This is a genomic window from Micromonospora sp. DT31 (assembly GCF_049841795.1).
Lineage (GTDB): Bacteria > Actinomycetota > Actinomycetes > Mycobacteriales > Micromonosporaceae > Micromonospora.
Map to the genome: position 1 here is coordinate 14,227 of NZ_JBNCKZ010000017.1, position 24,264 is coordinate 38,490.

Below are 24,264 nucleotides of genomic sequence, written 5' to 3' on the forward strand. Positions count from 1 at the left end.
GTCCACTGTCGCCGGTCATGCTACTGCCCGACGCCACGCCGGTCAGGCCGGGTACAGCTCGTCGCGCAGGCCGGTCAGCATCTGCGCGGTGCGCTCCGGCGGCGCGGCCTCGACGCACAGCCGTTCCATCGCCTCGGCGTAGAAGTCGAGGTCGTCGCGCTTGTCCAGGTAGATCGCGCTCGTCAACTGTTCGATGTAGACGATGTCGGGCAGGTCGGCGTCGCCGAAGCGCAGGATGCTGAACGCGCCGCTGGCCGCGGCGTGCCCACCGGCGGCGAACGGCACGATCTGCAACCGCACGTTCGGCGCGGCGGTCGCCGCGATCAGCGCGTCGATCTGCTCGCGCATCACCGCCGGGCCGCCGATCGGGCGGCGCAGCACCGCCTCGTCGAGCACCGCCCACAACTGCGGCGGCTTGGGGCGGCGCAGCAACTCCTTGCGCTGCATCCGCAGTTCGACGCGCCGGTCCAGCTCCGCCGGGGCCGCACCGCGATGGCCCAGCAGGATCACCTCCCGGGCGTACGCCGCGGTCTGCAGCAGCCCGGGCACGAACTGCACCTCGTACGTGCGGATCAGCGCGGTGGCGGCCTCCAGCCCCAGATAGGACTGGAACCAGCCGGGGAGCACGTCGCCGTAGCGGTGCCACCAGCCCGGACTGTTCGCGTCCCGGGCCAGCTTGAGCAGGGCGGTGCGGTCCTCCGGCGCGGTGACCCCGTAGAGCGTCAGCAGGTCGGCCACGTCGCGTTCCTTGAAGCCGACCCGGCCCAGCTCCATCCGGCTGATCTTGGATTCGGAGGAGCGGATCTCCCAGCCGGCGGTCTCCCGGCTGACCCCGGCGTCTTCCCGCAGGCGCCGCAGCTGTGCTCCGAGCAGCATGCGCAGCACTGTGGGACCGCTGGTCGGACCGCCCTCGACGGGCACCGTCGTCACCTGACCGCCCTCGCATCCCGACTGCCCCGACCGGGTGCCCTCCCGGCCGACGAGTAAGCATGCCATGAACCGACAGTGAGGTGAACTCCTCCGGACGGAGGAGACTCAGTCCCGTGTGCGCGGCGGCGGGATGAGGTGGTCGAAGTCGCCGTCCCGGGCGCCGAGCACGAACGCGGCGATCTCGTCCACCGTGTAGATGAGCGCCGGGCCCTCCGGGTGCCGGGAGTTGCGTACGGCGATGCCGGTGCCGCCGGGCAGCTCGGCCAGTTCCACGCAGTTGCCGCTGGGGTTGCTGCGACGGCTCTTCAGCCAGCGCACGGGGGGCAACTCGGTAACGGGCACGCCGTTCGGGGGCTGCTGCATGAGCGTCCTTCGGGATGAGCCAGCCGAGGCCGCGGGAGGAGCGGTGGGTGGCGACGTCTGTCGACTGAGGAGTCAGATGCACGTGCATTTGCTATTGCATCTGCAATGGACGGAGAGCATGATAACCGAAATGAGGTGTGCCGGTCCGCTCACGTTCGGTGACCCGAGCCCGGCCCCAGGTTGCCGCCGCGAGCGGCTTCGGGACTGCGGTGAGGAGGACGCGTTGCCGGATCCAATGGCCATCGCCTCCGGCATCTCCGCGGTCGGCGCGCTGGCCTCCGCGTTGCAGCTACGCCGTCGGGCGATACGCGCCGAGGCCGAGATCGAGCTGCTCCAAGCCGAGCTGGCCGCCGAGCGGCACGCCGCCAGCCACGACCCGCTGACCGGCCTGCCCAACCGCCGCGCCTTCTTCCGGCTCGCCGCCACCCTGCTCACCGACTCCGCCGGCCAGCCCCTGGTCGCCGTGGTGCTCGACCTCGACGACTTCAAACAGGTCAACGACCGCTACGGGCACGCCGCCGGGGACCAGGTGCTGGTCAGCGTGGCGCAACGACTCGCCACGTTCGCCGGCGACAACCTGGTGGCCCGCCTCGGCGGCGACGAGTTCGCCGGCCTGCTGGCCCCGCCGACGCCGGACCGGCGGTGGATCGAGACCGCCACCCGCCGGCTCTGCGACGCGCTCGCCCCACCGATCCCGCTCGGCGCACGCAGCATCCAGGTCACCGCCTCGGTGGGGCTCGCGCCGGTGCACTGCCCCACCCAGCTCACCGACGCGCTGTGCCGCGCCGACGCCGCCATGTACGAGGCGAAGACCCTCGGGTCCGCCCGGCCGCCACGCCAGCTCCTCGCCGAGTGCTGACCGCCGGCTCCGCCCGGCCGGCCGTCGCGCCCGGACTGCCGGTTCCCGCCCGTCGTACCGTCAGTCGGGCCAGCGGTCGAGCGCCCGCAACGCGTCCCCGGCCAGGCTGACCAGCCCCGTTCCCGACGCGGTCACCGCCAGCCGTAGCCCGCCCGCAACGCCTGCCCGACCCGGTCGAACCGGGGCCGGTCCAGCACCGCCCCCTCGCGCCGGATGGCGTCCTCGCGCATGGTGAGCACCCGGTCCAGGCGCACCCAGCTGGGCCGGTTGTCCCGGTCCCACTCCCCCGGCCCCAGCGCCAGCCAGTGCCGCTGCCCGTCCCGGTCGCTCTGGCTGGACAGCATCAGGCCGAACAGGGTGCGGCTGTGCCGACCCACCACGAGCACCGGGCGGTCCTTGCCCTGACGCGGGTCGTCCTCGTAGGGCACCCACGTCCAGACGATCTCCCCCGGGTCGGCCTGCCCGTCCGGCTCCGGGGCGTACGACAACTCCCGGCGCTGCAACGCGCTGACCTGGCGGCGGCGCGCCACCTGCGCCGGAATCGGCCGGCCGGTGCGGGTGGGCGCGGCAGCGCCCCCGGTGATCCGGCCGAGCCGGGACGCCACATTCCTCAACAGACCTGCCACGGCGGGCAGCCTATCGGTCGGGGTACGCCGACCCCGGAATCGGGTCGCCGGGCCGGTGACGGGGTGGCACCATGCCCCCGTGACAGTGCCCCGCCAGCAGATCCGCGCCACGTTCACCGACACCACCGTCGTCGTCTACCAGGCGTACCCGCCGGAGATCGCCGACGCGGCCCTGCGCGCGGGCCGGTTCGTGCCGCCCTTCAAACGGGAGCGGATGACCTGGATCAAGCCCTCGTTCCGCTGATGATGTACCGCTGCGGCTGGGCGCTCAAGCCGGGCCAGGAACGGGTTCTGGCGGTCGACATCAGCCGGGCCGGCTTCGAGTGGGCCCTACGGCACGCCTGCCTCAGCAGCTACGACCCCCGCCTGCACCCGGACCGGGACGCCTGGCGGCGCAGCCTGCGGGTCAGCCCGGTGCGGGTGCAGTGGGACCCGGAACGCTCGCTGCGGCTGGCCGCGCTGCCGTACCGCTCGCTGCAGGTGGGGCTGACCGGCGAGGCGGTACGCCGGTACGTCGACGAATGGGTGGTCGGGGTCACCGACGTCACCGGGCTGGCCCGGTCGGTGCACGACCGTCTCACCGACGGCGACGAGTCCGGGGCGTCGGCGCTGCTGCCGGCGGAGCGGCCGTACCCGCTGCCGGCCGAGGTCGCCCGCGTCGTCGACGCCGGCTGAGCGGGTCCGGCGCGGTGCTGGCGCGGTGTTAACAGGGGGCCCTTCTCCTACCGGAGGCGTTAATAAGGGGCCCTTCCTTATCCTCGGAGCGTGGAGTTGCCCGACGATCTGCCGCTGTTCGAGCGGAGCGCCGTGCGGCTGGTGGTGCTCGACGCCGCCGACCGCCTGCTGCTGTTCCACACCCGCGACCCGGACCATCCGGACCTGGGCGTGTGGTGGGAGCTGCCCGGCGGCGGGCTCGATCCCGGCGAGACGTACCGGGAGGCGGCGGTGCGGGAACTGCGCGAGGAGACCGGCATCGTCGTCGCGCCGGGCGAGATCGGCGCGCCGACCTGGCGGCGGCGGGCCAGCTTCCGGCACCGGCAGCGCCGCCACCTCCAGGACGAGGTGGTGGTGCGGGTACGCCTGGCCGGGCCGGGGCCGGACGTCGACGAGGCGTCGCGCCTGGACTACGAGGTGGAGGACTACTTCGACTTCCGCTGGTGGCCGCTGGCCGAGGTGCTCGCCGACCGGCCGCGCTGCTATCCGGGTCGGCTGCCCGAGCTGCTGCCGGCGTTCCTGGCCGGGGAGGAGATCGACGAGCCGTTCGAGCTGTGGTCCTGACCGGGGCTGCCGGCGGGCGCGGCAACCGGCAGAGTGGGGCGGGTGAACCCTCTACACGCACCCCTGGCCCGTTACGCCGAGCGGCTGCATCGCGCCGCCGGTGACACCCACCACGTCGCCTCGCCGCTGGGTGCCTGGCTGCTGCTGGCGCTGATCGGCCCGGCCGCCACCGGGGCGGACCGGGCCGCGCTGACCGAGGCGCTCGGACTGGACCCGGACGACGCCGCGGCGGCGGCGGCGGCGCTGCTGGCCACGCCGCACCCGATGGTCGCCGCCGCCACCGCGTTGTGGGAACGGACGCCGTTCCCCGAGCTGGGCCGGTGGCGCGCGGGCCTGCCCGAGCGCACCGAGCGCGGCCCGCTGCCGGACCGGGCGGCGCTTGACGCGTGGGCCCGCGAGCGCACCGCCGGGTTGATCGACGAGTTCCCGGTCGACGTCGGGCCGGAGACGCTGCTCGTGATGGCCAGCGCGTTGGCGACCCGGGTGTCGTGGGCGGACCCGTTCGACGTGGCGCCGGCCACGGCGCTGGGCGCGGACAGCCCGTGGGTCGGCCGGCTGCGGCAGGTGCTGGCCACCCCGTCGTTCGGGCACCGCTGCTGGGTGGCAGGCACCGACCGGGCCGGCGACGTGGCGGTGCACGCCGTGCCCGCCGGCACCGGTGACGACGGCACCGGGATGCTCGTGGTGTCGGTGATCGCCGAGCCGCGAGTGCCGGCCGACGACGTGCTGGCCGCCGCGCGGGAACTGGCCGTCGCGGCCTCGTTCGCGCCGGACGGGCCACCGCCGGGACGCCGGTCGTTGTTCGACCTGCCGCTGGGCGAGACTCCGCTGTGGACGCTGCGCGAGGAGCCGACCCGCACGTTCGCGGCCGACGGGCGGGAGGAACGCGCCACGGCGGTGCTGCCGTGCTGGTCCGCGCAGAGCCGGCACGACCTGACGCCGCCCGGGTTCGGCTTCGACGCGGCGGCCTCGGCGCTGGGCGGGCTGCTCGGGGTGGCCGAACCGCCGTTCGATGCGGTCCAGTCGGCGGTGGCCCGGTTCGGTCGCTACGGCTTCGAGGCGGCCGCGGTGACCGCGTTCGCCATGCTGGCCGGCCTGCCGCCCGCGGGGGTCGCCCGCGTCGCGGAGCTGCGCTTCGGCCACCCGTACGCCGTGGTGGCGGTGACCACCGACCCGGCCGGCGGCCCCTGGCACGCGCTGCCCGTCTACTCCGCCTGGGTGGCCGACCCGCAGGAGCTGCCCGCCGGCGAGGCCGGATAGCTCGTCGACGTCCTACTCACCGGCCTCGACCACCGCCGCACGCTGGCCGGTCCCCGAGATGCCCCGCCCGGGGCCGGTGCCGATCACCGCGCTCACCGAGCCGTCGCCTCGCGCACCGAGCGGGGACGCATGTCGGTCCAGACCTCGTCCACGTGGGCCAGGCACTCCTCGCGGCTGCCGGCGAAGCCGGTGTCGTGCCAGCCGGCGGGTAGCTCCCGGTCGGCCGCCCAGATCGAGTACTGCTCCTCGTCGTTGCGGACGACCAGGAAACGGGTTTCGGCCATGTCAGTTCGCTCCTACGTTTTCGGGGGTGTACGGCTCCGCCATCGCCACGGCGATCCTGCGCGGACCGGTGAACGGTTCCCTGAAGACCTCCTGCCAACGGGTGCCGAAGTCGCCGTGGAAGTTGCGCACCAGCATCCAGCGGCGGCGCGCGAACTCCTCCCGGACGGCCGGGTCGATCAGCTCGTACACCCGGCGGACGTCGGCCAGCGGGGTGGCGCCCCGGGTCTGCGGCGGCGTGACGCAGTAGAAGAACAGCGTCAACGGCCACCGCGCCTGGTAGGAGTTCTCGTTGTGCAGGACGATCTCCTCGTCCGGCGGGTAGTCGGTCGAGGTGTAGACCCGGCCCTTGATGGAGTGCCGGGGCGAGGAGCGCTCGGTGTAGGTGAGCGGTTCCCCGGCCAGGGCCCGTACGGCCTGGTCGAAGCCGTCCACGCCGCCGACGTCGAACCCGCGGAACAGCAGCCCTCCGCTGGCGACCAGGGTGTCCCGCAGTTCGGCGCGCCGGGCCGCGACGAGGTCGGTCAGCGAACGGCCGTCCGGCTCGACGACGACCGGCAACGTCGCGGTTGTCTCACTCATGGTGCGGTGTCTCCTTGTGCCCTGGGGGTGTCAGCCGCGGGGCAGTCGCGGGATGGACGGGATTGTCGCCGGTGCGGCCGGCTGGTCGGCGGGCGCCTCGGCACGCAACTCCTCGATCCGGGCGGCCAGGCCGCCCACCGTCGGGGTCTCGAAGAGGCTGCGCATCGGCAGCCGCACGCCCGTCGCCTTGCGCATGGAGGCGATCAGCTGCACGGCGACAAGCGAGTTGCCGCCGAGGGCGAAGAAGTCGTCGTCCACGCCGACGTCGGTGACGCCGAGGCCGTCGCGCCACACCTGGGCGATCGTCTTCTCCAACTCGGTGCTCGGCGCCGCCGAACCGCCCCCGGTGGCGACCGGGGCGGCCGGGGTGTCGGTCTCCTCGGCGAGGCTGTCGGTGGTCACCCGGCCGGCCCGACGCCGAATGTCGGCGACGGTGCGGGTGGCGATGACCACCTGCGCGCCGAGACCCGCGGCGAGGCTGCGGCGGAACGCCTCCGCCCCGTCGACCGGGCGGATGTCCTCGGTGACCGCCGCCGGGGTGTCCACATCGTCCGCCGGGGCCCCGGCGAGGGTGCCGGTGACCGCGCCCTGGTCGACCCGGCGCAGCACGAAGTCGCCAATCGCGACCAGTTCCCGACCGTCCGGGTCGCGCAGCGACAGGTCGGCGACGACCACCTCGTCGGTGGTGCCCGGCCGGTGCCGCAGGTGGCTGTGGAACACCGCCGGCAGCGTCCCGCGCACCACGATCCGGCCGTACGACAGCGGCAGGTAGGTGCCGGAGCCCTGACCCCGACCGAACGCGGTGGCCACGTCCAGCAACGCCGGGTGCAGGCCCCACGAGGGCAGGTCGGCGAGCGCGGCGGCGGGTGCCTCGACCCGGGCCACCTCCTCCCCGTCGGCGAGGTGGTGCTCGGCCAGCGCCGCCCAGCGCGGACCGAACGTCAGCATGCTGGTGCGGCCCCTGCCGAACGAGGCGTCGTCGTCGACCCGCCGGCCGGTGACCGTCGGCACGGCGGCCGGCGGGGCGGCGTCGGTGGTCCAACCGGCCGCGCCGCGGACGTGGACGCGCGCCTGGCCGGCGGCGAGGCTGGCGACGGCGAAGACCATCCCGTCCTCGGCCGGGGTCAGCTCCACCCGGTACTGGGCCACGGCGCCGTCCGGCACCGAGAACGGCTCCAGGAACACCACGTCGCGCAGTTCCACCGCGGCGTCCGGTCCCGGCGCGGGCAGCGCGGCGGCCACCGCGGCCCGCACCGACTCCAGGTGGGCGGTACCCGGCACCACAGGCACCCCGCCGATCCGGTGCTCGTCGAGCAGCCAGTGGGTGTCGGACGCGACCAGGCCGTGCAGCACCGTGCCGTCCGGGCCGGCGACCATGGTGGTCAGCACCGGGTGGCTGACCGCCGTCGTCACGGTGTCCCGGCCGGCGGCCCGGAAGGCGGCCGGCGCGGCGGTCTCCACCGCCATGCCGACCTCGGCCCAGCCGCCCCAGTTCTGCGACAACACCGGGGCGCGGAACCCGGCGCCGGACCGCGCCACCGCGTCCAGGAAGTTGTTCGCCGCGCAGTAGTCCACCTGACCGAAGCCGCCGATCACCGCGGTGATCGACGAGCAGAGCACGACGAAGTCCAGCGGCAGGTCGCCGAAGACCTGGGCCAGCGCGAGCGTGCCGGCGAGCTTCGGTGCGAGCACCCGTTGCGCCTCGTCCCGCTCCTTCACCTCGGCCATGCCGCCGCCGGGCAGGCCGGCGGCGTGCACGATGCCGTCCAGCCCACCGAACCGGCGTTCCGCCTCGGCACGGACCCGGCGCAGGTCGGCCGGGTCGGTGACGTCGGCGGCGAGCACCAGCACCTCCGCGCCGGCGGCCTCCATCCGGCGGATCGCCGCGATGGCCCGGCCCGCGCGGTCGGCGCCGCCGTGCACCGCCAGGTGCGCGTCCCACTCGTCGCGCGCGGGCAGCCCGGAGCGGGCCAGCAGCACCAGCTTGGCGCGGGCCCGCCGGGCGAAGTCCTCGGCCAGGGTGACCCCGATGCCACCCAGACCACCGGTGATCAGGTATCGGCCCTCCTCCCGCAGCACGCCCGGCTCCTCCTCGGCGGTCACGGTCACCTGCTCGTAGCCGGCCACCCAGCGGCGCTGCCCGCGCAGCGCCACCTCCGTGTGTTCCGCGTCGAGAGGGGTACGCAGCTCGGCCACCAGCGCGGCGACGCCCCGCCCGGCCGGATCGCTGTCGAGCAGCCGCACGGCCAGACCGGGCAGCTCCGCCGGGAGCACCCGGGCCAGGCCGGTCAGGGTGGCGTGCTCGGGCCGGACCAGGTCGTCGCCGCGCACGTCGCCGATGCCGGCGGTGACCAGGTCCAGCCGCATCCCCGCCTCGTCGGCGGTGTGCCCGGCACCGGCGAGCGCCTGCACCAGGTGCAGGGCGCCGAAGAAGCCACGCTCCTGGGCCGCCCAGGCGGCGTCCAGGTCGGTGCCGGCCGGCTCCCCGTCGAGGGCGAACGCGTGCACGATCCGCCGGGGCAGGCCGGCGCCGAGCGCGTCGACGAGCGCCTCGGCGTCGGCGCGTACGCCGGGGCGCACCCGGAAGCCGGTCGGGGTGACCGTGAACGCCGCACCGGCGCGCACCTCGACCGGGTCGTCGCCGGCGGCGCGCAACGCGGCCAGCAGCGCCTCCCCGCGCGGGCCGTCGGCCAGCACCAGGCAGCGGCCCAGCGGCTCGACGGTGCGGGTCGGTGCGGCCTGCCGCCACACCGGCACGGCGAACCACTCGGGCAGCGGGCGCGGGCCGGTCTCGGCGGGCGCCTCGGCGGCCTGCTGCTCCGGGTCCGGGTCGACCCAGTAGCGGCGACGCTCGAACGGGTAGGTGGGCAGCGGCACCCGCCGCGCCCGCGGGTCGGCCGCGAGGCGCACCGGCACCCCGACGCACCAGAGCGTGGCGGCGGTGCCGAGCAGCGCGGCCAGGTCACCGGTCTGCTCCCCCGGCCCGGGCAGGCTGCCCAGCGGGGTGAGCGCCCGCTGCGCCTCACCGGCCTTGGCGACCTGCATCCGGGCCAGGTTGGCCAGCTGCCGGCCGGGGCCGCACTCGACGAGCGCCCAGGTGCCCTCGGCGAGCAGGGTGGCCACGCACGCGCCGAAGCGGACCGGGCGGCGCAGGTGCGCGGCCCAGTACGCCGGGTCGGTGGCCTGCGCCTCGGTGATCCAGGTGCCGGTCACGTTGGACACGAACGGCGCGGTCGGCGGGCGCAGCGTCACCGAGGCCATCAACGCGGTGAACTCGTCCAGGAGCGGGTCCATCATCGGCGAGTGGAAGGCGTGCGAGGTGCGCAGCAGCTTCGACTTGTTCTTGCCGCCCAGGCTCGCGGCGAACTGCTCCACAAGCGCGGTCTCGCCGGCCACCACGCAGGTGCCGGGGCCGTTCACGGTGGCTACCGACAGGCCCTCGGGCAGCCGGTCGGCGACCGCCGACTCGTCGAGTGTCACGGCGAGCATCGAACCGGCCGGCAGAGCGTGCATGAGCCGGCCCCGGGCGGCGACCACCTTCAGCGCGTCGGGGAGGCTGAGCACCCCGGCGAGGGTCGCGGCCACGTACTCGCCGATGGAGTGGCCGATCATCGCCGCGGGCCTGACGCCGGCCGCCCGCCAGGCGACGGCGAGCGCGTACTCGACGGTGAACAGCGCCGGCTGGGTCCACCGGGTCTCGGTGAGCCGCTGCGCCGCCTCCGGGTCGCGGCCGAGGATCAGGTCCCGGATGTCCAGGCCCAGCTCGGGGCGCAGCAGTTCGGCGCACTCGTCCACGGCGGCGGCGTACGCCGGGTCCTGCTCGTACAGTTCGGCACCCATGCCGGCGTACTGGGCGCCCTGACCGCTGAACAGGAACGCCACCCGGGGCGCCGGCCCCTCGGCGACACCCCGGTGTCCCTTGCGCCGCTCCCGCAGCGCGGCGGCGGCGGACTGCGCGTCGGCGGCCACCACGGCGGCGCGGTGGGCGTACGTCTGCCGCCCGACCCGCAGCGTGTGCGCCACGTCGGCCAGCGGCGCGTCCACGCCACCCTCCAGGTGCTCGGCGAGTCGCCGCACGGCGCTGTCCAGCGCGGTGGGGGTCTTCGCCGACACCTGGAGCAGGTGCGCCGGGCGCTCCGGCCGGTCGGGCCGGCGCACGGCCGGCGCCTCCTGGAGCACCACGTGGGCGTTGGTGCCGCCGATGCCGAAGGAGCTGACCCCGGCCCGGCGCGGGCCGCCGTCGGTGTCCCATTTGGTGAGGGTGTTGGTCACGTAGAACGGGGTGTCGGCGAAGTCGATCGCCGGGTTGGGTGCCTCGAAGTTGATCGTCGGCGGGATCAGCCCGTGCTCCATGGCCAGCACCGTCTTGATCACGCTGACGATGCCGGAGGGCTGGCTGAGGTGGCCGATGTTCGACTTCACCGAGCCGATGCCGCACCAGCCCCGCTCGTCGGTGTCCTTGGTGTAGACGGCGGACAGCGCCGCGATCTCGATCGGGTCGCCGAGCGCGGTGCCGGTGCCGTGCGCCTCGACGTAGCTGATGCTGCGCGGGTCGATACCGGCCAGCGCGACGGCCTGGGCCACCGCCTCCGTCTGACCGTCGATGCTGGGGGCGCTGAAGCCCACCTTGCCGGCGCCGTCGTTGTTGATCGCGTTGCCGAGCACCACCGCGCGGATGGTGTCGCCGTCGGCGACGGCGTCGGCGAGTCGCTTGAGCAGCGTCACTCCGACGCCGCTGCCCCAGACGGTGCCGTTGGCGCCGGAGTCGAACGGGCGACACCGCCCGTCCGGGGAGGTGAAGCCGTCCATGCCGAGGTAACCCACGTGCGGCAGTTCGATGTTCACGCCACCGGCCAGAGCCATGTCGCACTCGCCGTTGCGCAGCGCCTCGCAGGCGAGGTGGAACGCGACGAGCGAGGTGGAGCAGGCGGTGTGCACGGTCAGGCTGGGGCCGCGCAGGTCCAGCCGGTAGGAGACGTTCGTGGCCACGTAGTTCGGCGAGTTGCCGGTGGCCAGCGACACAATGTTGTGCGGGTTACCACCGACCCGCTTGTTACGCATCACGTTGCGGTGCAGGTACATGTTGCCGCCGGTGCCCGCGTACACACCGACGGCGCCGTCGTAGCGGCCCGGGTCGTACCCGGCGTCCTGCAGAGCCGCGTAGCAGCTCTCCAGGAACAGCCGGTGCTGCGGGTCGGTGACCTCGGCCTCGCGGGCGGTCATCCCGAACAGGCCGGCGTCGAACTCGTCGTAGCCGTCGATCAGCGGGGCATGGTTCACCCACCCCGGGTCGTCGACCTCCTCCGGGCGGGCGCCCCGGGCCAACTGCTCCTCGCGGGTCAACTCGGTCGTCGACTCCACACCGTCGACCAGGTTGCGCCAGAACTCGTTGACGTCGGCGGCGCCGGGCAACCGGGCGGCGAGTCCGACGATCGCGATCGCTTCGATGCCGTCGTCGTTGACGGGAATGTCGTTCTGCATGGGAATTCCTTCATTCACAGAGGATTGCGGCATCACGGCTGGAGAGGTCGGCGGGGCGGCGGGGTACGGCGGGCCCGGCCCCGCCGGGCGGCGGCACGCATCGCCGCCCGGGCCAGCTCCGGCCGGTCGGCCGCACCGTCGAGGCTGGCGGCGAGTGCCCGCACGGTCGGATGGCGGAACAGGTCGAGCATGGTCACCGACCGGCCGGTGGCCTCGGTGAGCCGGGCGTGCACCGCGGCGAGCGCCATCGAGTGGCCACCGATGTCGAAGAAGTTGTCGGTGACGCCGACCGTGTCCCGGCCGAGCACGTCACGCCAGATACCGGCGATCAGCTCCTCGGTCGCGGTCAGCGCGTCCGGGCCGGTGGGCAGCGGCGCGCGGGCCACCTCGGCGGTGGCCACGGTCATCGCGCCCTGCGCCGCCACCCGCACCGCCGGGCGGGGCAGCTCGGTCGCCACCTCGTCGGTCGGGGTGTCCGGCTCGGCGGCGAGCGCGCCGACCAGGGCGGCCAGGTCGGCCAGGAGCGCCTCGATGCGGTCGCCCTCGAACAGGTCCGGGTTGTACACCACCTCGACGCCGGTGCGGCCGTCTCGTTGCGCCACGTAGACGGTGAGGTCGAACGGCGAGCCGGGTTTCGGCACCGGCACCGGCTCGGCGGTCAGACCGGTCAACGCCAACCGCGGCGGGGCGAAGTTGAGCACGTTGAACAGCACCTGCACCAGCGGGGCGCGGGAGGTGTCCCGGCCCACGCCGAGCGCCTCGACGACGCGTTCCAGCGGCGCGCCCGGATGCGCGGTGACCGCGTGCAGCTCGGCGGCGCACCTGTCGACCTGCTCGGCGAAGCCGGCCCCGCCGGCGCGCACCCGCACCGGCACGGTGTCGATGAAGAAGCCGATCACCTCGTCGAACGCGGCCAGCCGCCGGTCGGCGACGATCGCGCCGAGGACGTGGTCGTCGCCGCCAGTGAGCCGCCGCAGCAGCTCGCCGAACGCGGCGAGCAGCACCGCCGCGACCGTGGTGCCGCGCCGGGCGGCCAGCTCACCTACCGCCCGGTCGGTCGCCTCGTCCAACCGCACCGCGGCCTCCGCCCCGGCGTACGTCTGCACGACCGGGCGGGGACGGTCGCGGGGCAGGTCCAGCACGGTCGGCGCCCCGGCCAGGTGGGTGGTCCACCAGGCCAGGTCGGCCTCGCCCCGGCGTCGGTCCCGGTCGGCACGCCACACCGCGTAGTCGGCGTAGGTGGCCGGCAGCGGTGGGCGGCCCGGGACCGACCGGCCCAGGGCGCGGGCGTACGCGGTGGCCAGCTCGTCGTAGAGCAGCGCCTCGGACCAGCCGTCGAACACCGCGTGGTGCACGGTCACCGCGAGCACGTGCTCCTCGGCGGCGAGCCGGTACACGGTCACCTGCCAGGGTGCCCCGGTGGCCAGGTCGAACGCGTGCCCCGCGCCGGCCGCGAGCATGGTGGCCAGGTCGGTGTCCGGGTCGGCGGCGGTGGTCAGGTCCACCACCGGCACCGCCACGTCGGTGGGTTCCTCGCGCACCGCGTACGGCACGCCGCCCTGCTGCGGGATGCGCCAGCGCAGCACGTCGTGCCGCTCGGCCACGGCACGCAGCGCGACGCCGAGCGCGGCGACGTCGAGCGGCCCGCCCAGCCGGTGCGCGACCGAGATGTTGTAGGGGGCGCTGGACGGGGCGAGCTGGTCCATGAACCACAGCCGCCGCTGCGGCGGGGACACCGTCGGCGGGTTGCCGACGGTCAGCCCGTCGGTGTCGGCGGCGTCGGCGGCGCGGACCCGGTCGACGAGCGCGGCGAACGTGCGGTCGGTGAACAGCACCCGGGTGTCCACCTGCCGGCCCAGCTCGGCGCGGAGCGCGGCGACCAGGCGCATGGCGGCGATGGAGTTGCCGCCGACGGCGAGGAAGTCGCTGCCCGGGGCGGGTGCGGCGCCGAGCAGCCGGGTCCAGATCCGCCGGACCGCCGTCTCCACCGGATCCCCGCTGTCGGGCACGTCGTCGGCCGGCGCGGCGACCGTCGCCAGGTCCCGCAGGGCCGGCCGGTTCACCTTGCCGGTGGTCGGGCTGACCGGGAACGCGGCCAGCCGCACCGTCCGGGTCGGCATCATCGCGGCGGTCAGCCGGGTTGCCGCGTACGCCCGCAGCACGTCGTCGTCGGGCGCGTCGGCGGGGGTGAGGAACGCGACCACCTCGGCGCCGGTCGGGCCGGGCACGACCTCCACGGCAACCCCGTCGACGCCGGGGTGGTCGGCCAGCACCGCCTCGATCTCGCCCGGCTCGATGCGCTGCCCGCGCACCTTGACCTGCCGGTCGGCGCGGCCGAGGAAGACGAGCCGGCCGTCCGGCGCCTGGCGGACCAGGTCGCCGGTGCGGTAGAGCCGTTCGCCTGGCACGTCACCGAACGGGTCCGGCAGGAACCGTTCCGCGGTCAGGCCGGGCCGGTTGAGGTAGCCGTCGGCCAGGCCCGGCCCGCCGATCAGCAGCTCGCCGGTCTGCCCCGGCGGCACCGGACGCAGGTCGGCGTCGACCACGTACGCGCGGTGGTTCGGCAGCGGCAGGCCGATCGGCACCGGGTCGGCTTCGGTGCCCGTGAGATCACTGGTGACCACCACCACCGTGGTCTCGGTCGGGCCGTAGGCGTTGATGAACCGCCGCCCCGGCGCCCACCGGGCCACGATTTCGGTCGGAACGGCCTCCCCGCCGCATATCAGCACCCGCCACGACGGCAGCCGCGCCGGGTCGAGCAGGGCCAGCACGGTGGGGGTGATGTTCCCCCAGTTCACCTCGTGCTCGGCGACGAACCGGGTCAGCCGCACCGGGTCGGCCCGGTCGTCGGCGCCGAGCAACTGCACCGCGCCGCCGACCGTCAGCGGCACGAACAGGTCGACGGTGACCGCGTCGAAGCTGATCGAGGCCATGCCGAGGCTGCGCACCGAGGCGTCGGCGCCGGTCAGCGCGGCCATCCCGGTGACGAACGCGACGATGTTGCGGTGGGTGGTCAGCACGCCCTTGGGGCCGCCGGTGGAGCCGGAGGTGAACAGCACGTGCGCCGGGTCGCCGGGGCGGGCCGGGCAGGGCGCGAGCGGGGCCGGGCCGGGCAGCGCAAGCGTCGCCACGTCCGGCTCGTCACCGAACTCGGCAGCCGCCGCGTCCCCGACCGCCACACGCAGACCCGCATCCCGGACGATCCCGCGCAGCCGGGTACGCGGACCGCCCGGCTCCAGCGGCACGTACGCGGCACCGGCAAGCAGCACGCCGACGACGGCGACCACCAGGTCCGGGGTGCGGGTGCCGCAGACGCCGACCCGGTCGCCCCGGCCGATGCCCCGGTCGCGCAGCGCGGCGGCCACCCCGGCGGCCCGCTCGACGAGTTCCCGGTACGTGAGCCGGGTGTCCCACTGTCGCACCGCCACCGCGTCGGGGCAGCGGGCGGCCTGGTCGACGATCAGGTCGGCCAGGGTGACGTCCGGCCAGGACAGGTCCTCGCCGTGGACGGCGCCGGCGGTCAGGGTGTGGGTCATGTCAGTGCTCCAACATGTCGGCCGGGTCGGTGATCTGGAGGCGGAGTTCGCTGACGTAACCGTGGCCGTGGATGTCGGGCACCCATGCCTCGTCGAGGTCGGGAAGCAGTTCGGAGACCACCACCGGCACGTCGGGGCCGGTGCGCAGCGCGGCGTCGACCATGGCGCACAGCGACTGCGCGTACAGCGGGCCGGTCAGGTCCACATAGCAGGGCTTGACCTCGGTGCCGATCTTCACGAAGACCCGCTCGGGCAGTCCCGTCTCCGCCCGCCAGCGGCGTACCGCCAGGTAGCGGGCGGGTTCACCGGTGAGCCCGCCCAGCCCGCACGCCCCGGCCGTGGTGCGCCAGGTGCGCCGCGCCACCACCAGCCGGTCGATGGTGATCCGGGGTGTGTACGCGGCCGCGTCGAGCAGCTTGAACGCGTCCAGCAGCAGCGAGCCGAGCAGCGTGGCGAAGATCTCCATCAGCGGCCAGCGGGAGCCGTCGGGGAAGACCGCGGTGAACTGGTCGCCGGTCCGCTCGACCACGACCGCGGTGGCCGCGACCAGGCGGTCCACGTCGGCGCCCTGGGCGGTGTCGATGCCGAGCTGCCGGTCCGCCGGACCGGTCAACCCGTACGTGGTGCGGGTGGCCCGCCTGGGGAAGTTGTCGGGCCAGAGCACCCGCAGCCGGGCCGGACCGAGGTCGGCGTCGAGGTGGGCGCGCAGCGTCGCCGGGTCGGGGTGGAACGCGCTGAGCACCGCGCTGTCGAAGGCGGTCCAGGCCGGGTGCAGCTCACCGAGCACGAGCCGGAAGTCGCCCCGCTCGACCGCCTCGGCGGACGCGGCACCGAGCTGGATGTCCGGGTTGTGCAGCCGGGCCGACGGCCAGCCGGGTCGTGCCGCCGGGAACAGCTCCTCGACCCGCCCGGCCAGGTCGACGGCGCGCAGCCGCACCTCCGGCTGCCCGTCGGGCAGGTCGGCGAGGCCGAACAGCCGTGCCCAGCGTTCGGTGAGCGCCGCGCCGGCCCGGCCGATCGGGCCGTCCGGGGCGGCGAGCGTCCCCTGCGCCAGCAGCCAGAGGTCGGCCAGGCGCACCGGCTCGCCACCGGCGGCCAGTTCCTCGTGGAGTTCGCCGAAGAGCTGACCACAGCGTTCGGCGACCTCGCCGGTGAACCAGCGGGCGGTGCGCAGCACCACGGCCAGCGGTTCGGCGAGGGCGTCGGTGACCGCCGAGCCGATCCGGAACCTCAGGTCCCGGGCCGTGTCCTCATAGCAGACGGTGCGCCCGGCGTACATCTGTCCGCCGCGTCGGGTGGCCGGCCGGCCGGTGACGGCGGTGAACTCGGTGTTGAGCGCGGCCAGTGCGGCGCCGAGCCGGTCCGGGTCGCCGGCCGCGGCGGCCACCTCGTCGCGGGCGGCCCGGAGCCGGTCGAACTCGGCCCGGGTGCGGGCCCGGACCGGCTCGTCACCGATCGCGGCGATCCGCTCGGTGAGCACCCGCTCGGCGTCCGGGCTGACCGGCAGGTTCGCGCCCCAGGTGAGCTGTCCGCGCTCCACCCACCGGTCGAGCATCAGGTAGACGTCGGAGGGGGCGTGCACCGCGCCCTCCGCGTGCAGCCGCTCGGCCAGGTCGATGGCCGGGGTACGCCCGTCGGCGGCGGCGAGCAGCCGGGCCTCCACCGGGGTCAGCGAGATCGGCGGGTGCAGCGGCCTGCGCAGTTCCCGCCCGACCACGCTCAGGTGCGGTTGTCGGGCGGGCGCCCACCAGCGGCGGACCGCCAGGTCGTCGGCGAGCCGGTCGACGTACGCGATCAACGCCCACGCTTCGAAGACGACCTCGCGCCGGGACACCAGGTCGGCGCCGGCGACGGTGTGCACGCCGGGGTGGGAGCTGTCGAACGTGCCCCAGCAGACCGGGCCGAAGAAGCCGATGGTCTCGGCCTTGCCGCAGTAGCGCTGCCAGTAGCGCAGCAGGCTCTGCTCGCGCGTGCGCCGGCGGAAGTTGCGCACCAGCGGGTCGGTGCGCAACAGCCCGTCCAGCGCCACCAGCATGCCCGGGTTCTGCCAGGTGACGGCCTCGCGCACCAGCGGGTCGGCGGCGATCTCGTCGGCCGCCGCGGAGGACTCGGCCAACGCCGCCCGCAGCTTGTCGTCGAACAGTTCGGCGGCGGCGTCGCCGGCCAGCAGCGCGTCGGCGACGGCGGCGCAGTCGGGCGCGGCGAACCGGTCCAGCCCGGCGGCCGGGAACCCGGCGGTACGCAGGACGACGTCGCGCCACACCGACCAGCCGGTGTCGCCCAGTGGCAGCAGGTGACTCATCGCAGGCCCTTCCGCCGGGTGTCGGTTATGTGCAGCCGCAGCTCACTGAAGTAGCGCCGGCCGGCGGCGTCGGGGACCCACGCCTGGTCCGGGCCGGGCAGCATCTCGCTGACCGTCAGCGAGACGTCGTCACCGCCGTCGACCCGGGCGGCCCGCACCATCGCGCAGAGCATGGCCGCGAACCCGGGCGAGGCCAGGTCGACGAAACAGGGCTTGGTCTCGGTGCCGAGCTTGACGTAGACCTGCTCGGGCAGGCCGAGGCCGCGACGCCAGTCCCGGACCGCCAGGAACCGGTCCTGCTCGCTGGTGACCAGGGACAGGCCGCTCTCGCCGACCGTGGTCCGCCACGTCTGCCGCGCCACCACCAGCCGGTCGACGGTGATCCGGGGCGTGTACGGCGCGGCGGCGACCAGCTTGAAACCGTCGACGGCGTGCATGCTGAGCGGTTGGGCGAAGACCTCGGTGAGCGGCCAGCGTTGCCCGTCGGAGGCGGTGGCGACCAGCTCGCCGTCCACCTCCTCGACAGTGACGTCGACGGTGGGCAGCACCCGGGCCGGGTCGGCGCCCGGCGCGTCGAGGAAGGCCAGGTGCCGGTCGGTCGGACCGGTCAGCGACTCGGCGGTACGGCTGGTCCGTCGCGGCCAGTCGGCGGGGAACAGCAGCCGGACCCGCCGCCCGCCCAGATCGGCGGCCAACGCCTCGCGCAGCCGCTCCGGCTCCGGGTGCGCCGGGGTGAACACCGCGCAGTCGAACGAGGCCCAGGCGGCGTGCAGCTCACCGAGCACCACTGTGTACTCGCCGCGCCGCAACGCCTCCGCCGAGGCGGCGCAGATCTGCAGGTCGGGGCTGTGGATGGCGGCGTTGGACCAGTCCGGGCCGGCGTCGGGGAAGACCCCGTCGATCCGCTCGGCCAGGTCGGCCGCGCGCACCCGCACGTCGGTGGTGCCGGCGGGCAGCGCGTCGAGGCCGAACAGCCCCGCCCAGCGGGCGGCGAAGTCCGCCGCGACCGCGTCCACCGGGCGCGGTCCGTCGCCCCAGAACAGGCCCTGGGAGAGGAACCACAGGTCGGCCAGCGCGACCGGGGCGTCGGACTCGGCGCGCAGCTCCTCGTAGAGGCCGCGCAGCACGTCCAGGTAGGCGTGGGCCAGCGCGTTGGCCAGCCAGCGGGCGGCCCGCAGCAGCACGTCCAGCGGTGCGGCGAGTTCGGCCAGCAGCGGCGCGCCGAAGACCACGTCGAGGTCCCGGACGCTGTCCTCGTAGCAGAGCGTGCGACCGGCGTACATCTGGCCGGCGCGGCGTGCCGCGGGCATGCCGGTCAGCTCCGTGAACGTGGCGTCGAGGGCGTCCAGGGCGGTCCGCAGCCGGTCCGGGGCACCGGCGGCGGCGGCCACCTCGTCGCGGGCGGCGCGTAGCCGGTCGAAACCGGCGCGGGCGACGGCACGGGCCGGTTCGTCGCCGATCGCGTCGATCCGCTCGGCGAGCACCCGCTCGGCGTCCGGGCTCACCGGCAGCGCCGCGTCCCAGGTGATCAGTTCCCGCTCCACCAGTCGGTCCAGCAGCGCGTAGCCGTCCTCCGGCCGGCGCAGCCCGATGCCGGGGTCGGCGACCAGGTCGACCGCGCACCGCCGGCTGTCGGCGGCGCGCACCAGCGCGGCCTCCACCGGGGTCAGGGTCAGCGGGGGTCGACCGGGGCGCAACACGGTCCGGTCCCGGATCGCCAGGTGCGGACGCAGCGCCGGCGGCCACCACCGGCGCACCGCCAGGTCCGCGCCGAGCCGTTCGGCGTACGCGGCCAGCGCCCAGGACTCGAACCCCACCCAGCGCCGCCGGGTCAGCCCGTCGCCGGGGTTGACCCGGGCAACTTCCGGCTGGTCGGGGTCGATGGTGACCCAGCAACTCGGCCCGAAGAAGCCGACCGTCTCGTTCTTGCCGCAGTAGCGCTGCCAGTACCTCAGTATCGCCCGTTCCCGGTCGCGGCGGCGTACGTTGCGGGCCGCGTCGGCGCCGCCGCGCAGCAACCCGTCCAGGGCCACCAGCGCGCCCCGGTTCTGCCAGGTGATCGCCTCGCGCAGCAGTGGATCGGCGGCCAGCGCGCTGATCCGTTCCGCGCCGACCCGCAGCGCCTCGCCGAGTTCCTTGGCGAGGCGGTCCGCACCGGCGCCGGTGGCCAGCAGTTCGTCGGCCGCCGCCGCGGCCCCGGGGGCGGTGAGCGCGGTCAGGCCGTCGGCCGGGAACCCGGTGGTCCGCAGCACCGCGTCGCGCCACACCGCCCAGTCGGTGTCGCCGAGCGGGACCCGGTGCTCGTTCCCGGCGGTCCCGCGGCCGGCGGCGCGCACCGGGCCGGGACCCGCGGATGGCGTGTCGGCGGGGGCGGTGGGCGCATCGATCAGGTCGGCTCGGATCAGCGCGGCCATCTCGGGGAGGCGGTCGTGCAGGAAGAAGTGCCCGCCGTCCAGCTCGTGCAGGGTGAACCCGGCGGCGGTGTGCTCGGCCCACGCCGCGTGCTGCTCCCGGGTGACCGCCCGGTCGGCACGGCCGGCGAACGCGACGATCGGCACCGGCAGCGGCTCACCCGGCACGTACCGGTAGTCGTCGACCCGGCCGAAGTCGGCCCGCAGCAGCGGCAGCAGCAGTTCCACCAGCTCCGGGTGGTCGAGCATCTCGGCCGGGAGGCCACCGCCCTGGCCGAGGCGGCGCAGCAGCTCGGCGTCGTCGGCGCGGGACAGTCCGTCGAAAATGCCGGGCGTCGCCACGTGCGGGGCGCGGGCGCCGCCGACGTAGAGGCGCAGCGGCAGCGGTCGGCCGGTCTGGCGCAGCTCACGGACCACGTCGAAGGCGAGCCGGCCGCCCATCGAGTGGCCGTAGATCGCGTACGGGCGGTCGGCCCGGGAGACGATCGCCTCGGCGACGTCGGCGACGCTGAACCGCGGGTCCTCGGTGATCCGGTTCTCCCGGCCGGGCAGTTGCACCGGCAGCACCTCCACGCCCGGGCCGAACGCGGCCGGCCAACGGCGGAACGCGCTGGCGCCCGCCCCGGCGTAGGGCAGGCAGAACAACCGCACCGGGGCCTCGGGTCGGCTTCCGGCGGAGACGAACCAGTTCACCGCGAACCTTTCTGCACAGGGTCGATCCAGTGCCGGCGGCGCTGGAACGGGTAGGTGGGCAGCCCGGTGCGCCGGACTGTGCCCTCGGGGTGCAGGGCGGCCCAGTCGACGTCGCCCCCGGCGACCCAGTGGGCCGCCGTGTCACGTAGCGGCCCGCCGTCGCCGGCGATCCGGGCGTCGCCGTCCAGCAGCACGTCCAGCGCGGACAGTGCGGCGGGCAGGTCGGCGGCGACCGCTACGGCCCGGTGGGCGAAGGCCCGCCGGCCGAGCGCCAGGGTGGCGGCCACCTCGGGCAGCGCCGGGGTGGCCCCGGCGAGGTGGGCGCGCAGCCGGGCCAAGGCGGCGCGCAGCGCCGCCGGCGTGCGCGCGGACACCGGCAGCAGCCACGGCCCCGCACCGGACGGGTCGACCGGGTCGACCGGCGGGGGCTGTTCCACCACCACGTGCGCGTTGGTGCCGCCCAGGCCGAACGCGCTCACCCCGGCCACCCGGCGTGCCCCCTCCGGCCAGTCCCGTGGCTTGGTCGGCACGCAGAACGGGCCGGCGGCCAGGTCGATCTCCGGGTGCGGGCGGGTGAAGTGCAGGTTCGGCGGGATCAGCCCGTGCCGCACGGCGAGCACCGTCTTGATCAGACCGGCGATGCCGGCGGCGGCGTCGAGGTGGCCGATGTTCGTCTTCACCGAGCCCAGCGCGGTGGACTCGGCGGGCGCGGCGCCCGCGTACACCTCGTGCAGCGCCGCCACCTCGATGGCGTCGCCGAGCGGGGTGCCGCTGCCGTGGCCCTCGACGAAGCGCACCTCCCCGGGGGCCACCTCGGCGGTGGCCAGCGCGGTGGCCACGGCGGCGGCCTGTCCGGCCGGTCCGGGGACGGCGAAGCCGGCGCGGTCCGGGCCGTCGTTGGTGACCGCCCAACCGGGCAGGATCGCATAGATCCGGTCGCCGTCGGCCTGCGCGTCGGCGAGCCGGCGCAGCGCCACCACGCCCGCCCCGGAGCCGAAGCCGGAACCGGCGGCGGCCTCGTCGAAGGCGCGGCACCGGCCGTCGGGCGAGGCCAGGCCGCCCGGAGTGGCCCGGTGCCGGGGCCAGGTCACCGAGGCTCCGCCGACCAGCGCCAGGTCGCACTGGTAGTCGACGAGGCTCTGCGCGGCCACGCAGACCGCGACCAGCGAGCTGGAGCAGGCGCACTGTACGGCCATGGCCGGGCCGGTCAACCCGAGCCGGTAGGCGACCTGCCCGGGCAGGTGGTCGGTGAACTGCCGCCCGACCAGGCGGGCCTCCCAGTCGTCCGGGTCGACGTCGCCGACCACGGCCGGGTTGTCCATCAGGTGGAACATGAAGTAGCGGTTGGCGGAGGTCGCCGTGTAGACCCCGACCAGCCCCGGGAAGCGGGCCGGGTCGTGGCCGGCGTCCTCCAGCGCCTCCCACGCGGTCTCCAGGAACAGCCGGTGCTGCGGGTCGGTACGCGCGGCCTCGTCGGGGCCGAAGGAGAAGAACTCGGCGTCGAAGTCGGCCACCCCGTCGAGCCGGCCGGTGGCCCGCACGTGCCGGGGGTCGGCGCGCAGCCGCGGCCCGACGCCGAGCGCGGTCAACTCCTCGTCGGTGTGGTCGTGCACCGAGTCGACCCCGGCGCACAGGTTCCACCAGAACGTCGCCACGTCGGGCGCGCCCGGGAACCGGCCGGCGACGCCGACGACGGCGATCTCGTCGCCGGTGTACTCCCGGGCGGCGCTTGTCGGCGCGGCGGGCGCGGGCAGCACCGGGGCGCGGACCGCCTCCGGCGGGGCGTCGAGCAGCGCCGCCTGCGCGGCGACCGTCGGATGGTCGAACAGGCGCAGCATCGGCAGGCGTACGCCGAACCGCTGGGCGATGTCCTGCTGCACCCGGCCCAGCAGCAGCGACTGCCCGCCCACGTCGAAGAAGCTGTCGGTGCGGCCGACCGCGGGGCGGCCCAGCACCGCGCACCAGATGTCGCGCACGGCACGTTCGGTGTCGGTGGCGGGGGCCTCGTCGGCGGGTACCTCGGTCACCGGGTCGGGCAGCGCCCGCTCGTCGACCTTGCCGGTGACGGTGAGCGGGAACTCGTCGACGACGAGCACCGCGCGGGGCACCGCGTAGTCGGGCAGGGCGGCGGCCAGCGCCGCGCGCAGTCCGGCCGGGTCGGGGCGCGGGGCGGCCGGGTCGGGGCGCGGGGCGGCCGGGCGGGCGTAGGCGAGCAACTCGCCGTCGCGGACGATCACGCGTACCCCGGCCACGCCGGGCTGGGCGGCCAGCACCGCCTCGATCTCGGTCAGCTCGACCCGGTGCCCGCGCACCTTGACCTGCCGGTCGAGTCGGCCGAGGCAGACCATCTCCCCGCCGGGCAGCAGCCGGCCGAGGTCGCCGGTGCGGTAGGTGGGCACCCCGTCGGCGTCGGTGCCGAAGCGGTCGCTGTCCTGGTTGAGGTAGCCGGGGGCGAGATGTCGGCTGCGGACCACGATCTCGCCGGTGTCCGGGGCGAGGTCGAGCCGGTAGCCGGGGAACGCGACGCCGATCGGCAGTGGCCCGCGGGCGTCCGGGTCCACCTCGGACAGCGGGAGCGGGTGCCGGGCGGCGAATGTCATCTCGGTGGCGCCGTACCCGTTGACCAGCACGCAGTCGGCGGCGAACCGGTGGCGGCCGCGGGCCGCGTCGGCCCAGGTGGACTGTTCGCCGCCGAGCAGCACGGTCCGGACCGAGGCCAGTCGGCGCGTGCCGAGGGTGTCGAGCAGGAACCGGTAGACGGTGGGCGTGCAGTGCAGCACCGTGGCCCCGTGCCGGTCGAGCTGTTCGACGGCGTGGGCCAGCCCGTGCCGGCGCAGGTCGACCGGGATCACGGCGGCGCCAGTGAGCAGCGCCGGGTACAGGTCGGGGATGGCGGCGTCGAAGCTGAACGAGGCCAACAGGCTGAGCCGGTCGGCCGGGCCGACGGCCAGCGCGGCGATCTGGTTGTCCACGACGTGGGCCAGGTTGCGGTGGGTCTGCCCGACGGCCTTGGGCACGCCTGTGGAGCCGGAGGTGAACAGCACGTAGGCCAGCGCGTCCGCCTCGACCGGGACGGGGCGCAGCGGGGCCGGCGGGATCTCGTCCAACGGCACGAGCGCACGCCCGCCGGCCAGCGCCGACGCCAGGTCGCGGTGCTCCGGGGCGTACGCCACGGCGGTGACCCCGGCGGCGTCGACCATGTGCCGCAGGCGCGCGACCGGGAAGCCCGGGTCCAGCGGCACGTACGCGCACCCGGCGGCGAGCACGCCGAGCAGCGCCGCGACGGTCGGTGCGCCGTGCACGGTGAGCAGCGCGATCCGGTCACCGGGCCGCAGGCCCGCGGCGACGAACACGGCGGTGTGCCCGCCGGCCGCCTCGGCCAACTCGGCGTAGGTGACCTCGTGGGTCTCGCCGAGCAGCGCCGCACGTGCACCATGGACCGCTGAGATCGCGCCGAAGCGATGGATGGGCAGCGTCTCTGTCATGTCAGTGAGCGTGGTGCGCTCCACTGACGACAGGCACGCAGTGATCGACGCATGTGACCATTGATCCCCCCCAGGACTTCACATTGGAAGCAGAGTATGACTCGCGCCGCAGCGTGGAAGGGCTTCGGTGCACCTTGAGCCGAAGGGGGGAGACAGCTTGGAACGTCGGACGGCGG

12 protein-coding genes and 2 pseudogenes are annotated in these 24,264 nt (G+C 75.2%); 4 read left to right on the forward strand and 10 right to left on the reverse strand.

Annotation, left to right across the window (positions count from 1 at the left end; translation table 11 throughout):
* Window positions 1-42 precede the first annotated feature (42 nt).
* Together ACLQ2X_RS23010 and ACLQ2X_RS23015 are read right to left on the reverse strand one after the other, a co-directional pair.
* A complete protein-coding gene (locus ACLQ2X_RS23010; protein ID WP_425683162.1) occupies window positions 43-930 on the reverse strand; it encodes a helix-turn-helix domain-containing protein in 888 nt (295 codons plus the stop codon).
* Between the two features lie 105 nt (window positions 931-1,035).
* A complete protein-coding gene (locus ACLQ2X_RS23015; RefSeq protein ID WP_425683163.1) occupies window positions 1,036-1,293 on the reverse strand; it encodes a DUF397 domain-containing protein in 258 nt (85 codons plus the stop codon).
* Window positions 1,294-1,516: 223 nt separating this feature from the next.
* Between ACLQ2X_RS23015 and ACLQ2X_RS23020 the strand changes: the two genes are divergently transcribed.
* Window positions 1,517-2,152 carry a GGDEF domain-containing protein gene (locus ACLQ2X_RS23020; RefSeq protein WP_425683164.1) on the forward strand — a complete coding sequence of 212 codons (636 nt, stop codon included), beginning with the start codon at window positions 1,517-1,519 and terminating at the stop codon, window positions 2,150-2,152.
* 131 nt (window positions 2,153-2,283) lie between these two features.
* Here ACLQ2X_RS23020 and ACLQ2X_RS23025 read toward each other — a convergent pair whose 3' ends face one another.
* Entirely contained in the window at window positions 2,284-2,778 is a 495-nt protein-coding gene (locus ACLQ2X_RS23025) for a type II toxin-antitoxin system PemK/MazF family toxin (protein WP_425683165.1), read from the reverse strand.
* A gap of 79 nt (window positions 2,779-2,857) precedes the next feature.
* Here ACLQ2X_RS23025 and ACLQ2X_RS23030 point away from each other — a divergent pair.
* The 3 genes and pseudogenes from ACLQ2X_RS23030 to ACLQ2X_RS23040 all read left to right on the forward strand — a co-directional run bounded on the left by ACLQ2X_RS23030 (window position 2,858) and on the right by ACLQ2X_RS23040 (window position 5,316).
* A pseudogene (locus tag ACLQ2X_RS23030) lies at window positions 2,858-3,453 on the forward strand (DUF4291 domain-containing protein).
* A 90-nt stretch (window positions 3,454-3,543) separates the two neighbouring features.
* A complete protein-coding gene (locus ACLQ2X_RS23035; protein ID WP_425683166.1) occupies window positions 3,544-4,056 on the forward strand; it encodes an NUDIX hydrolase in 513 nt (170 codons plus the stop codon).
* Window positions 4,057-4,098: 42 nt separating this feature from the next.
* A complete protein-coding gene (locus tag ACLQ2X_RS23040) occupies window positions 4,099-5,316 on the forward strand; it encodes a hypothetical protein (RefSeq protein WP_425683167.1) in 1,218 nt (405 codons plus the stop codon).
* A 92-nt stretch (window positions 5,317-5,408) separates the two neighbouring features.
* Here the strand turns inward: ACLQ2X_RS23040 and ACLQ2X_RS23045 are convergent, their stop codons facing one another.
* The 7 genes and pseudogenes from ACLQ2X_RS23045 to ACLQ2X_RS23075 all read right to left on the reverse strand — a co-directional run bounded on the left by ACLQ2X_RS23045 (window position 5,409) and on the right by ACLQ2X_RS23075 (window position 24,088).
* Entirely contained in the window at window positions 5,409-5,600 is a 192-nt protein-coding gene (locus tag ACLQ2X_RS23045; protein WP_425683168.1) for an MbtH family protein, read from the reverse strand.
* An 82-nt stretch (window positions 5,601-5,682) separates the two neighbouring features.
* Window positions 5,683-6,180, reverse strand: a pseudogene (locus ACLQ2X_RS23050) (TauD/TfdA family dioxygenase); the annotation flags it as partial.
* Window positions 6,181-6,210: 30 nt separating this feature from the next.
* Window positions 6,211-11,661, reverse strand: coding sequence for an SDR family NAD(P)-dependent oxidoreductase (locus ACLQ2X_RS23055; RefSeq protein ID WP_425683169.1), 5,451 nt, complete (start codon window positions 11,659-11,661; stop codon window positions 6,211-6,213).
* A gap of 32 nt (window positions 11,662-11,693) precedes the next feature.
* Window positions 11,694-15,197: an amino acid adenylation domain-containing protein gene (locus tag ACLQ2X_RS23060; protein WP_425683170.1), complete on the reverse strand. Its 3,504-nt coding sequence runs from the start codon at window positions 15,195-15,197 to the stop codon at window positions 11,694-11,696.
* 1 nt (window position 15,198) lies between these two features.
* Complete coding sequence (locus ACLQ2X_RS23065; protein ID WP_425683171.1) at window positions 15,199-17,499, reverse strand: lantibiotic dehydratase; 2,301 nt, start codon at window positions 17,497-17,499, stop codon at window positions 15,199-15,201.
* Window positions 17,496-20,603 carry a thioesterase domain-containing protein gene (locus ACLQ2X_RS23070; RefSeq protein ID WP_425683172.1) on the reverse strand — a complete coding sequence of 1,036 codons (3,108 nt, stop codon included), beginning with the start codon at window positions 20,601-20,603 and terminating at the stop codon, window positions 17,496-17,498. Before ACLQ2X_RS23070 ends, ACLQ2X_RS23065 begins: the two co-directional genes overlap by 4 nt.
* Entirely contained in the window at window positions 20,600-24,088 is a 3,489-nt protein-coding gene (locus ACLQ2X_RS23075; RefSeq protein WP_425683173.1) for a beta-ketoacyl synthase N-terminal-like domain-containing protein, read from the reverse strand. The genes ACLQ2X_RS23070 and ACLQ2X_RS23075 overlap by 4 nt, the downstream gene beginning before the upstream one ends.
* Between the last annotated feature and the right edge of the window lie 176 nt (window positions 24,089-24,264).

Excerpts from the sequence above, each read along its gene's own strand:
- ACLQ2X_RS23075 (WP_425683173.1), bottom strand. The coding sequence starts at position 24,088 with ATGACAGAGACGCTGCCCATCCATCGCTTCGGCGCGATCTCAGCGGTC.
- ACLQ2X_RS23060 (WP_425683170.1), bottom strand. The coding sequence starts at position 15,197 with ATGACCCACACCCTGACCGCCGGCGCCGTCCACGGCGAGGACCTGTCC.
- ACLQ2X_RS23065 (WP_425683171.1), bottom strand. The coding sequence starts at position 17,499 with ATGAGTCACCTGCTGCCACTGGGCGACACCGGCTGGTCGGTGTGGCGC.
- ACLQ2X_RS23015 (WP_425683163.1), bottom strand. The coding sequence starts at position 1,293 with ATGCAGCAGCCCCCGAACGGCGTGCCCGTTACCGAGTTGCCCCCCGTG.
- ACLQ2X_RS23055 (WP_425683169.1), bottom strand. The coding sequence starts at position 11,661 with ATGCAGAACGACATTCCCGTCAACGACGACGGCATCGAAGCGATCGCG.
- ACLQ2X_RS23045 (WP_425683168.1), bottom strand. The coding sequence starts at position 5,600 with ATGGCCGAAACCCGTTTCCTGGTCGTCCGCAACGACGAGGAGCAGTAC.